The 12,419-nt window shown below is 35.1% G+C and carries 10 protein-coding genes and 1 tRNA gene; 7 read left to right on the top strand and 4 right to left on the bottom strand.

Annotated features, from left to right (window positions below):
• Positions 1-174 precede the first annotated feature (174 nt).
• Positions 175-2,349, bottom strand: coding sequence for a glutamine synthetase III (locus tag ACO05K_RS08510; protein ID WP_421944016.1), 2,175 nt, complete (start codon positions 2,347-2,349; stop codon positions 175-177).
• 203 nt (positions 2,350-2,552) lie between these two features.
• Here ACO05K_RS08510 and ACO05K_RS08505 point away from each other — a divergent pair, with 203 nt between their 5' ends.
• A complete protein-coding gene (locus ACO05K_RS08505) occupies positions 2,553-3,407 on the top strand; it encodes an energy transducer TonB (protein WP_421944015.1) in 855 nt (284 codons plus the stop codon).
• A 10-nt stretch (positions 3,408-3,417) separates the two neighbouring features.
• On the top strand, positions 3,418-3,795 hold the full coding sequence (locus tag ACO05K_RS08500; protein ID WP_421944014.1) for a hypothetical protein: 378 nt from the start codon (positions 3,418-3,420) through the stop codon (positions 3,793-3,795).
• 178 nt (positions 3,796-3,973) lie between these two features.
• Here ACO05K_RS08500 and purL read toward each other — a convergent pair whose 3' ends face one another.
• Positions 3,974-7,702, bottom strand: coding sequence for a phosphoribosylformylglycinamidine synthase (gene purL / locus ACO05K_RS08495; protein WP_421946286.1), 3,729 nt, complete (start codon positions 7,700-7,702; stop codon positions 3,974-3,976).
• 196 nt (positions 7,703-7,898) lie between these two features.
• Here purL and ACO05K_RS08490 point away from each other — a divergent pair, with 196 nt between their 5' ends.
• The 4 genes from ACO05K_RS08490 (at position 7,899) to fbp (ending at position 10,965) form a co-directional block, all read left to right on the top strand.
• The gene (locus tag ACO05K_RS08490) at positions 7,899-8,282 is read left to right on the top strand and encodes a VOC family protein (RefSeq protein ID WP_421944013.1); all 384 of its coding nucleotides are present in this window, start codon (positions 7,899-7,901) and stop codon (positions 8,280-8,282) included.
• Between the two features lie 357 nt (positions 8,283-8,639).
• Positions 8,640-9,290 carry a tRNA1(Val) (adenine(37)-N6)-methyltransferase gene (locus ACO05K_RS08485; protein ID WP_421944012.1) on the top strand — a complete coding sequence of 217 codons (651 nt, stop codon included), beginning with the start codon at positions 8,640-8,642 and terminating at the stop codon, positions 9,288-9,290.
• 84 nt (positions 9,291-9,374) lie between these two features.
• A complete protein-coding gene (locus ACO05K_RS08480) occupies positions 9,375-9,866 on the top strand; it encodes a metallophosphoesterase family protein (RefSeq protein WP_421944011.1) in 492 nt (163 codons plus the stop codon).
• Positions 9,867-9,885: 19 nt separating this feature from the next.
• Positions 9,886-10,965, top strand: a complete 1,080-nt coding sequence (fbp, locus tag ACO05K_RS08475; protein WP_421944010.1) for a class 1 fructose-bisphosphatase — start codon at positions 9,886-9,888, stop codon at positions 10,963-10,965.
• Here fbp and rnhA read toward each other — a convergent pair whose 3' ends face one another.
• On the bottom strand, positions 10,966-11,439 hold the full coding sequence (rnhA, locus tag ACO05K_RS08470; RefSeq protein ID WP_421944009.1) for a ribonuclease HI: 474 nt from the start codon (positions 11,437-11,439) through the stop codon (positions 10,966-10,968).
• 175 nt (positions 11,440-11,614) lie between these two features.
• Here rnhA and ACO05K_RS08465 point away from each other — a divergent pair.
• Positions 11,615-11,688 (top strand) — tRNA-His (locus ACO05K_RS08465).
• A 240-nt stretch (positions 11,689-11,928) separates the two neighbouring features.
• On the opposite strand, the gene ACO05K_RS08460 is transcribed toward ACO05K_RS08465, so the two are convergent.
• Positions 11,929-12,414, bottom strand: a complete 486-nt coding sequence (locus ACO05K_RS08460) for an anthrone oxygenase family protein (RefSeq protein ID WP_421944008.1) — start codon at positions 12,412-12,414, stop codon at positions 11,929-11,931.
• Positions 12,415-12,419 lie beyond the last annotated feature (5 nt).

Raw genomic sequence — 12,419 nt, 5'->3', positions numbered from 1 at the left:
GTTGGAAATAGAGAATAGAGAAAATGACGGTAAAAAGGAAAATAGAGAATGGGGGAAAAGTGTGAAAAGTAAAAATCTAATTTCTTTGAATCTTAAAATCCTAAAAATCATGATCCTAAAAAAGGGCGTAAAGTTTTACCTTACGCCCTATACCTTATGCCTTACAGCTTAAATTTATTTCAAGAATAATAATTCTCTGAATTTTGGTAAAGGCCAAACGCTATCGTCAACAATTTGTTCTAATTTATCAGCGTGGTAACGAATGGTATCGAAGTAAGATTTTACTTTTTCATCGTAAGCAATCGCTTTCTCGCGAGTATCTTCGATTTTGTTAGTCACCTTACGTTCTTCTAACATCGCATCGATATTAGTTTTCACAATATCTAAATGCTCAGATAATTTTTTAACAATTTCTAATGATGATTTACTTTCGACACCAATTTCTTTTAATCCTTTAACGTTAGCGATTAATGAATTTTGGTAAGCAATTGCAGCAGGAATAATTGCAGTGTTTGCAACTTCACCCATTACACGAGCTTCGATTTGTAATTTTTTGTAGAAATTCTCTAACATGATTTCATGGCGGGCATGAATTTCGCGTTTGCTGTAAATGTTAGTCGAAGCAAATAAATCTGCAGATTTTTCAGTTAAATAAGCATCTAAAGCTTTAGGAGTAGTTTTGATGTTTGATAAACCACGAGCTGCAGCTTCATCCTCCCACTCCTGGCTATAACCATTACCTTCAAAACGAATCGATTTAGATTCTTTGATGTATTTTTTGATTACAGTTAATAAAGCGATGTCTTTTTTATCACCTTTCTTAATTAATTTATCAACCTCAACTTTAAATTTAACTAACTGCTCTGCCATGATAGCGTTTAAGATAGTCATTGGTGCTGAAGAGTTTGCTGATGAACCAACTGCTCTTAACTCAAATTTATTACCAGTAAAAGCGAAAGGAGATGTACGGTTACGGTCAGTATTATCTAATAAAATTTGTGGAATTTTAGGAATGCCTAACCAAAGTGCGTTATCTTCTTTAATTTTTTTGCTGATACGTGAGTGTTCAATTTCGTCTAATACATCGTTCAATTGAGAACCTAAGAAGATTGAAATAATTGCCGGTGGAGCTTCGTTAGCACCTAAACGGTGATCGTTACTTACCGATGCAATACTTGCACGTAATAAATCTGCATGTTCGCTAACCGCTTTAATTGTGTTTACAAAGAAAGCTAAGAACATCAAGTTATTTTTAGGCGTTTTACCTGGTGCCAATAAGTTTTTACCAGTATCGGTAATTAAGCTCCAGTTATTGTGTTTACCAGAACCGTTAATGCCTGCATATGGTTTTTCGTGTAATAATACACGGAAGTGGTGACGACGAGCAACTTTTTCCATCAAATCCATCAATAATTGATTGTGATCGATAGCTAAGTTGATTTCTTCATAAATAGGAGCACACTCAAATTGAGATGGTGCAACCTCATTGTGACGAGTTTTTAAAGGAATACCTAATTTTAAAGCTTCGTTTTCAAAATCTACCATGTAAGTGAAAACACGCTCAGGAATAGAACCGAAATAATGATCTTCTAATTGCTGACCTTTAGCAGACATGTGTCCGAATAAAGCACGACCAGTTAATAATAAATCCGGACGAGCATTAAATAAAGATTCATCAACAAGGAAATATTCTTGCTCAATACCTAAAGATGCATTTACTTTAGTAATGCTTTTATCGAAATATTGACAAACATCAACAGCAGCTTTATCTAATGCAGCTAATGCTTTTAATAAAGGTGCTTTATAATCTAAGGCTTCGCCTGTATAAGATACAAAAACTGTAGGGATACAAAGTGTTTTACCCGCTTTGCTTTCCATAATGAATGCAGGAGATGATGGATCCCACGCAGTATAACCACGAGCTTCGAAAGTATTACGAATACCTCCGTTAGGGAAACTTGAAGCATCAGGCTCTTGTTGAACTAATGCACTACCTGCAAATTTCTCGATAGCACCATCGCCGCTTGGCTCAAAAAATGAATCGTGTTTCTCTGCAGTTGTACCTGTTAATGGCTGGAACCAGTGTGTATAATGCGTTGCACCAGCACTCATTGCCCAAGCTTTCATAGCAGTAGCAATCTGGTTTGCGTCGTCAGAATTGATTAATTCACCTTGATTGATAGATGAAATTAATTTTTCATACACGTCTTTAGATAAGAAATCTCTCATTTTTTTCTTATCAAATACATTAGCGCCAAAAAAGTCAGAAATTTTTGATGATGGTAATTTAACTTCTGGTGAAATTCTGTTTTGAGCCTCTTTTAATGCGATGGTTCTTAAGCTTTTCATTAATTTGTTATGTTTTTTGTCAAAAATAGTATATTTTATTAATTTTTATGAAACAATTGCAAGAAATATCTGAATTTTATCGAAAATGAAATATAAAAATGTTTTTAGGATTAAAAATTTCATTTTTTGTAAATAATATCGATTTTTTAAAGTTTTATGGAATTGATGATTTTCATACATCATGTTATTAAAACTCAAAAACTATGTTCAACTCATCATTTAACATTTACAGAACCGAGTGGCTCGATCTTGTATTTTCTGGAAGAAACAAAAATTATGGTGCTTATGCATTAAGGGCACAATATTCATCAATTTTAACTAAATCTTTATTTGCAGCAGGTGGCATATTTATACTTTTAAGTGTATCGCCGTTAATTTATAGTAAGTTAAATCCTGCTGAAGTTTTGGAAACGGGTACCGTAGTAAGCATCCCCGACGATAAGATTTTTAAAATAGATGAACCTAAGCCTGAGAAAAAGGAAGAAATTAAAAAGGAAGAAATTAAAAAGGAAGAACCAGTAAAAGTGAAAAGCATTGCTATGCCTTCAAAAATTGTTGTAGTTAATGATGCTATTGCAAAACCTGCACCTACAATTGACGATGCCAAAGATGCTGTTATCAGTAACATTACTCAGGATGGGTATATTAATCCGAATATCGTTTTACCAACCAATACAACTGAAGGTAATGGAAATGGTAGTAAAGTTGGCGAGGGTGAAACTCCTACTGGAAATGAAATTAATGATGTTTCTGGTGTTGATGAATTTCCGGAATTTGAAGGTGGGATGAAAGCCTGGGCTAAATACATTCAACGTAATTTGAGGTATCCATATCAGGCACAAGAAGCAAATGCGCAAGGGAAGGTATTTATCAGTTTTGTAGTTGAAAAAGATGGCTCTATCACAAATGTTAACCTGGTTAGAGGTATTGGTTTCGGTTGCGATGAAGAGGCATTGAAAGTGATTAAAAAATCTCCGGCATGGAAACCAGGTAAAAATAAAGGGCGTGAGGTTCGTGTTCGTTTTAACCTGCCGATAACTTTCACCATAAATAACTAAATTGCTACCTATGAAAAACATAATCTTCGTAATTCTTAGTCTGTTTTTTGCCAATGAGCTCAGTGCTTCAGATGTTACAACTTCTGATACAAGTAAATCTTACAGCATTAAACTTGCTCAAGCTGATATCGGTAAAGGAAAAATAAAGTTTCTGATTATGGGAGGCTTTGCGCCAAAACATTATGAAGGGGAAGCGGTTTTCGAAAAGAAGTACAAGATTAAATATTATCAGTTTGGATGCGTTTTGCCAGAATCTATTTCGATAGCAGATTATAATAAGGTGGTAGCGAATTACCTTGACGGTAAATATGGCAAAGGATGGCGAAAAGAAGTAAGGAAAGATGTTGTTTTGGAAGATGTGAGATGGAATAGGGTTGTGGGTAAATAATTATATTTTAACGCTCTTAGATTGAGGTTGGGTAAATTGAAAACGGCTTGAGCATTACTCAAGTCGTTTTTTAGTAGAAGTACTTAGTGTTTCGACAAGCTCAACATGACATACTTTAGGACTAATTGCTTAACTCTTTGCAAAAAAAAAGCCGCTTTTTTAAAGCGGCTTAGTAATTTTATTTATTCTCTATCCATTTTCTAGCATTGACAAATGCTTCCATCCATGGAGAAACTTCGTCTTTTCTGTCTGCTGGATAATTTGCCCAATGCCACTGGAACAATGAACGTTCAATGTGCGGCATCATTACTAAATGGCGACCAGTTTCATCGCACATCATGGCTGTATTGTAATCAGAACCATTCGGGCTTGCCGGATAGCTTTCATAAGCATACTTTGACACAATTTGATATTTGTCCTCAGTATATGGTAAGCTGAATTTTCCTTCGCCATGCGAAACCCAAACACCTAATGTTGAGCCTTCTAAAGTAGAAAGCATTACCGATTTGTTTTCTGCGATGGTTAAAGAGGTAAAGATACTCTCGTGTTTGTGACTATCATTATGCAGCATTTTTGGTTTTTCGGCATGGTCTTTATTAATCAAACCAAGCTCAACAAATAATTGACAACCATTGCAGATACCTACGGATAAAGTATCTTCTCTGCCGAAGAATTTTTCTAATGCAATTCTAGCTTTATCATTATACATAAAAGCACCTGCCCAACCTTTTGCCGAACCTAAAACATCAGAATTTGAGAAACCACCAACTGCACCAATAAACTGAATATCTTCTAAAGTTTCACGTCCGGTAATTAAATCGGTCATGTGTACGTCTTTAACATCAAATCCGGCTAAATACATAGCGTTAGCTAACTCACGCTCAGAATTACTTCCCTTTTCACGAATAATTGCCGCTTTTGGTCTTGGTTTGCTATTGTCAATCTGAGGTTTTTTACCATCAAACTGCGTTGGGAAATTGTATTTTAAAGCCTGGTTTTTATAATTTTCGAAACGCTCTTTAGCTTTAACATCGCCACTTTGTTTTTTATCTAATAGGTAAGACGTTTTAAACCAAGTGTCACGCAACTCACTAATGTTAAAGTTGTATGCTGTATTCGAATGATTAATCTGTAAAATGTTTCCATCTGCTACCTCACCGATATTGTGAAACTCAATACCATTTGCGTTTAATGTTTCTTCTACCGATGCATCTGCTTGAAAAACTATACCGATATTCTCAGCAAATAAAACTTTAATTAAGTCGCTTTCCTTTAAACTAGATAAGTTAATGCTTGCAGCTAAATCATTATCAGCAAAACACATTTCTAACAAAGTCGTAATTAATCCACCGCTACCAATATCGTGTCCGGCTTTAATTTTACCTTCTTTTATTAACTGTTGGATGGTATTAAATGCATTCTTCAAAGCAGCAGCATCTTTAACATCTGGCGTTTCAGTACCAACTTTATTTAAAATCTGTGCGAAAGATGAACCACCAAGTTTGTAGCTATCGTTAGAAAGATTAATGTAATATATTGAACCGCCATCTTTTTGTAAAACAGGCTCAACTACTTTTGTAATATCATCGCAATTTCCACCTGCCGAAATAATTACAGTACCAGGAGCAATCACATCGCCATCTTTATACTTCTGCTTCATTGATAAAGAATCTTTTCCAGTCGGGATGTTGATTCCTAAATCAATTGCAAAATCAGAACAAGCCTTAACTGCTTCATAAAGTCTCGCATCTTCACCTTCATTTTTACAAGCCCACATCCAGTTTGCAGAAAGCGAAACGCTTTTTAAACCATCTTTAAGTGGAGCCCATACAATATTTGAAAGCGATTCTGCAATTGCATTTCTACTTCCGGCAGCCGGGTCGATTAATGCAGAAATTGGAGCATGGCCAACAGATGTTGCGATACCTTCTTTTCCAAGAAAATCTAAAGCCATTACACCGCAGTTATTAAGAGGCAACTGTAATGGTCCTGCGGTTTGCTGTTTTGCAACACGACCACCTACACAACGATCTACTTTATTGGTTAACCAATCTTTACAAGCAACAGCTTCTAATTGCAGAACGTTATTTAGGTACTCGTTTAATTTATCAGTTTGATAATTAATTTCTTCGTATTTTCTGTCGATGGTTTTGTCTTCCATCACCACCTTTGGCGAGCTTCCAAACATATCTTTCAGTTCGAAATCCATCGGTTTAGCACCTGTAGTTTCAGATTTGAAAGTAAAACGATGATCTCCTGTAACTTTACCGACAGTGTACATTGGAGCACGTTCTCTATCGGCAATTTTTTGTAAGGTTTCGATATGTTCATTAGCAATTACCAATCCCATTCTTTCCTGAGATTCGTTACCGATAATTTCCTTTGCAGATAGGGTAGGGTCGCCTACCGGAAGTTTATCTAAATTAATTAAGCCACCAGTTTCTTCAACTAGTTCAGATAAGCAGTTTAAATGTCCGCCTGCACCATGATCATGAATAGATACGATGGTGTTGTGCTCACTTTCTACCATTCCACGCACCGCATTGGCTGCCCTTTTCTGCATTTCAGGATTAGAACGCTGGATAGCATTTAATTCAATACCTGTACCAAATGCACCGGTATCTGCAGATGAAACAGCTGCACCGCCCATTCCAATTCTATAATTTTCGCCACCTAAAACTACAATGTTATCACCTTCTTGTGGTTTTTGTTTTTTAGCCTGGCTTGCTTTTCCATAGCCAACACCGCCCGCAAGCATAATTACCTTGTCAAAACCTAACTTACGGCTTGTCATGCTGAGCTTGTCGAAGTGCTCATGTTCGAAAGTTAAAACAGAACCTGTAATAAGCGGCTGACCGAATTTGTTTCCAAAATCTGTAGCACCGTTTGAAGCTTTAATCAAAATATCCATTGGTGTTTGGTAGAGCCAAGCTCTTTCTTCAACACCTTTTTCCCATTCGCGGTTTTCTTCCAAACGTGAAAGTGCAGTCATGTAAACCGCAGTTCCGGCTAATGGCAAAGAACCTTGTCCACCAGCTAGTCTATCTCTGATTTCTCCACCAGAACCAGTAGCAGCACCGTTAAAAGGTTCTACCGTAGTTGGGAAGTTATGTGTTTCAGCTTTAATTGAAATTACAGATTCAAAATCGCTTGTTGTGTAATAATCAGGTTCATCAGCTCGTTTTGGTGCAAATTGTTGTACAACCGGACCTTTTATAAACGCTACGTTATCTTTATATGCAGAAACAATATCGTTCGGATTTTCTTCTGATGTTTTACGGATTAATTTAAAAAGAGATGTTGGTTTTTCTTCTCCATCAATAACAAATTTGCCATTGAATATTTTATGTCGGCAATGCTCTGAATTTACCTGAGAGAAACCGAAAACCTCAGAATCAGTTAAAGGTCTTTCTAATTTAGTAGCAAGATTTGTTAGATAATCTACTTCATCATCACTTAAAGATAAACCTTCTTGCTTGTTAAATGCAGCAATATCGGTAATTTCTAAAATTGGTTCAGGTTTAATGTCGATGGTGTAAACATCCTGGTTAAGTGCATCGTACTTTTGAGAAAGCATCGGGTCGTAACCAGAAAAATCTTCTTCAACCTTCTTAAATTCTTCAATTCTTATAATCCCATGAATATCCATGTTTTGTGTAATTTCTACAGCATTTGTACTCCATGGTGTTATCATTGCAGCTCTTGGGCCAACAAAAAAACCGCTTAGCGCAGTTTCATTTTGTAGTTTGGCGTCGCCAAATAACCATTCAAGTTTTGTAATATCAGTTGTAGATATGGGATGGTCTGTCTGTAAAACAAAAACCGTATCGGATTGATTTAAGAAGAAATGAATCATGCTTTTTTTTTGAAGTTGCAAATTTAGCTTTTTTAATTTTAATGCTAGAATTTTGATTGATTGAATTTTGAGTTATTGAACTATTAATGATAGAAGGATTGAGTTTTGAATTAGTGAGTAATTGAGTGATTGGATTTTGAAGGATTGAATATTCGACTTCGCTACATTTTCTAATTCACTAATTGGTTCATTCACTAATTCTCTACTTTTTCTGCATTTTTGCATTGTAAAATCAAGTCAAAATTATATGTTCAATCGCATTCATCATGTTGCTATTATTTGTTCTGATTACGAAAAATCGAAGGATTTTTATGTTAACAAATTAGGTTTTAAAGTTTTAAATGAGTTTTACAGAGCGGAGCGAAAATCGTATAAATTAGATTTAGCGATAAATGAACATTACCAGATAGAACTTTTTTCTTTTAAAAATCCCCCTGAAAGGCCATCTAGGCCAGAAGCATTGGGTTTAAGGCACCTGGCTTTTGAAGTAGATAATGTGGAGCAAGAAATAGAAAGATTGAATAAGCAGAATATTATAACAGAACCTCTTCGGATTGATGAGTTTACTGATAAAAAGTTTACTTTTTTTACCGATCCTGATGGTTTACCGCTTGAGATATATGAAAAGTAGTTGAAGCAAAATAGCCAACAATTTCGTTGTTGGCTACTTAGATACCGATCGAGTATTCTGTTTTTTTAACAATTCAAAGCCCGGTCGAAACTCAGAACATTCAAATTGCTGATGCAAACTTATGATTTGGAATTTAAGAAGTAAAACAAACGTTTGATATAGTTATTAACACGTCGAAAAAATACTTATTAAATGATTTTCAAATACTATTAAATATTTGATTTTTAATGTTTTATGTTGTTTGCTAGGTGTTGATAACAAGCCGATTAGGTTTTAGCTTAAATAATTATTTTGAAGGAAAAAAAGGAAAATATTTTCAGGTTTAAGGAGTTTGAGGTTAATCAAACCAATTGCGCTATGAAAATTAATACCGATGGCGTGTTAATTGCTGCAATGGTTCAATATGAAAATCCAAAATACATACTAGATATTGGTACAGGTACCGGTGTAATTGCATTGATGCTGGCTCAGCGGTTTTTAAATGCAAATGTTAATGCCGTTGAAATTGATAAGATGGCTGCGCAAACTGCAAAGTTGAACTTTGAAAACTCAAAGTATAAGGAAAGGCTAAAAATTTACGATACAAGTCTGGAGTTTTTTAGTGTAGATAAAAAATACGACATGATAGTTTCAAATCCGCCATTCTTTGTTAACGATTTAAAAAATGAGGAGCAGCGGAAAGGATTAGCCAGACATGCAAGTATCGAGTTTTTTGAAATGCTTGTTGCAAAATCTGCTGCTTATTTAAGTCAGACTGGTAAAACTTACTTTATTCTTCCAGTGAAGCAGGCAGAACTTGTTGTTGAGCTTGCTAAGAATTACAATTTAAATTTTTGTGAAAAGATAAACCTCCATTCGGATAAAAATAAAGAAACGTTTCGGGTAATTATTTGTCTTTCATTTGAAGAAATTAATCTTGTAGAATCAGATTTTTATATCTACAAAGGATTAAAAGAACATACAGATGAATACAAGGAGTTATTGAAGTCATTTTTTCTGGCTTTCTAGTTATTTTGTTTTTTTGGATGCGCTTTAATTTGCAACGATTTATAATGAAAAATACATAATCACTCAAAAAATGAGTAATTAAAAATGAAAAAAATAGGTTTAATTTCTGATACGCATGGATATTTAGATGATGCGGTTTTTAAGTACTTTGATGAAGTGGATGAGATTTGGCATGCAGGCGATTTTGGGGCAGATGTAGCCGGACCTCTAGCAGCTTTTAAACCACTAAGGGGCGTGTTTGGTAATATTGATGATTCAGAGATAAGAGGAATGTTTCCGGAGCAAAATCGATTTAGCTGCGAGGGAATAAACGTCTTAATGACGCATATAGGTGGGTATCCCGGTAGGTATTCTTCTTATATAAAAAATGAAATTTACACTAACCCTCCAAAATTATTTATTGCCGGGCATTCTCATATTTTGAAAGTAATGTACGATGAAAAACTAAAATGTTTGCATATAAACCCCGGTTCGGCGGGAAAACAAGGCTGGCATAAAGTGAGAACTTTAATTCGTTTTTGCATTACTGATGAAAATATTCATACCTTAGAGGTTATAGAGTTATCAGGTAGATAATGTAAAAAATACACTAAGTATGGTTTGTGGCGTTAAAACATTGGGGCAATTTATCATTGAAAAACAATCAGATTTCCCGTATGCCAAGGGAGAATTATCGCGGCTTTTAAGAGATATAGGTATTGCCGCCAAAATCGTAAATAGGGAAGTAAACAAAGCCGGTTTGGTAGACATTCTGGGCGATATCGGAACCACTAATATACAAGGCGAGGAGCAAAAAAAATTAGACGTTTATGCTAACGAGCAATTTATTGCAGCTTTAACCAGTGGTGGAGAGTGTTGCATTGTTGCAACGGAAGAGGAAGATGAAATTATTCATATAGAATCTCCTGTTTCTCAGAATGCTAAGTACATTGTTTGCATCGACCCATTAGATGGTTCTTCAAATACAGATGTAAACGTAGCTGTAGGTACAATTTTTTCAATTTACCGTCGTAAAACAACTGAAGGACGAGCTAATTTAGAGGATGTTTTGCAAAAAGGAACTCAACAAGTTGCAGCAGGTTATATTATTTATGGCTCATCAACTATGTTGGTTTATACTACAGGTAAAGGTGTTAACGGTTTTACTCTAGATCCATCAATAGGTGAGTTTTGTTTATCACACCCAAATATGCGCATCCCAGAATGCGGTTACATGTATTCTGTTAACGAAGGAAATTATGTGCATTTTCCTGACGGTGTGAAAAAATACATAAAATACTGTCAGGTAGAAGATGAACTTACAAAAAGGCCATATACTTCGAGGTATATTGGTTCTATGGTAGGAGATATTCATAGAAACTTAATTAAGGGTGGAATTTACATTTACCCAACAACATCACGTTCTCCAAATGGTAAGCTTAGGTTGCTTTACGAATGCAATCCAATGGCTTTTATAATTGAACAGGCAGGAGGGAAAGCAACCACAGGTTTTGATAGGATACTTGATATTCAGCCCGCAGAATTACATCAACGTGTGCCAATATTTATCGGTTCTAAAAATATGGTTGAAAAAGCAGAAGAGATGATGTTGATTTATACAAATCCGTCTCAACCAGAAAAAGATACTGTTGATGTGAAACTCGAAAACTTAGGTGTAGTTGGAGGTATCGACTAATTAAAGCAACGTAGCTTTATTTCGTTCAACTTCAAAAAAAGTATCAATAGCCAAATTTTGCTTATCGTGTGATGCTGCTACAGCAAGACGGTCACAACGCTCATTTTCTGGATGGTCGTTGTGACCTTTTATCCAAATGAATTTCACTTTGTGTAATTTATAGAGTTCGAGAAAGCGAAGCCAAAGGTCTTTATTTTTTTTATCCTTGAAGTTTTTAGTTACCCAGCCAAATACCCATTTTTTTTCAACGGCATCTACTACATATTTAGAATCAGAATATACGGTTACTTGTTGATTAAGACTTTTTAGTGCTTCTAATCCTTTTATAACTGCCAGTAATTCCATACGGTTATTGGTTGTCATCCTGAAACCACCGCTTAATTCCTTATAATGTTGCCCTGCTCTTAAAATGGTTCCATAACCACCTGGTCCGGGGTTTCCGCTTGCTGCTCCGTCTGTATAAATCTCAATCATAAACAGTATAAAGGTAGGTTTTTAGCATTAATTTCTATGTTTAAAGTGTTTTAGAAATATCTTTTAAAATTAAATTAATTGAGTAATAGGTGTTTAATTAAAGCAATTAAATCTTTCGAAAAAAATATTTGCAAGAAATATTAAAATTTGTACTTTTGTGACACTAAAAAATACGGTGGCTGTAGCTCAGTTGGTTAGAGTATTGGTTTGTGGTGCCGAGGGTCGTGGGTTCGAGCCCCATCAGCCACCCCGAATTTTAAAAGGTCTTAGATTAATTTCTAAGACCTTTTTTTATTTCTAAGTTTTTTCACGTTTATTCATCATTACGACTATTTTAATTCCAGAACTGACTGCTAGAAATGTAAATTAATGTAAGAGAATTAAAAAGCGTGTTCTATGGGAAAGTTCGAAATGCATTTTGATAAGATGCTGATAGTTAAGCTATTGGGAAGTGTATGGGGTTTCTGTTCACAAGACAAATCTCATTGTCTATCTGATAGCGCTTGATTTTAATGAATAAAACCTATCAACAGCTGCAAATGAGAATACAACACCAATTAAAAGTATAAATGATCTCACCCAATTCATGCTACTCCATTCGGATGATAATCTTTTGAGAGTTTCGGTATCTGGAGTTGGCGTAGACATCATTATATCGGTTCTAGGATGGAAGTAAGTAAAGGCGAAAATATCTCCCGAGATATAGCAAATCAAAGCAATGCCTAGAAATAACCTAATATGTTTTGCTTTTTTCCAACACAAGATTAACGATAGCAAAGTTAGAAATTGACTTGCCGGAGAAAATATTTTAAAAAAATTACCAGGGTTTGCTGTTTTGAAAAATTCTCTAGCGGCTAGTACAGAATTAGGAATATCACTATCTGTTGCAACAGCTATAACCATAGAATTAAAGATGTTTGCAAATAGTACTCCACTAGCGACAGTAACTGAACTTAAAAGAATTATTTTTTTCATTGCCA

Origin of the sequence: Pedobacter sp. (assembly GCF_965227205.1) — a bacterium.
In the GTDB taxonomy this organism is placed as follows: Bacteria; Bacteroidota; Bacteroidia; order Sphingobacteriales; family Sphingobacteriaceae; genus Pedobacter.
Note: the sequence above shows the minus strand (reverse complement) of the source record. Positions and strands in the feature narration are given on the sequence as shown.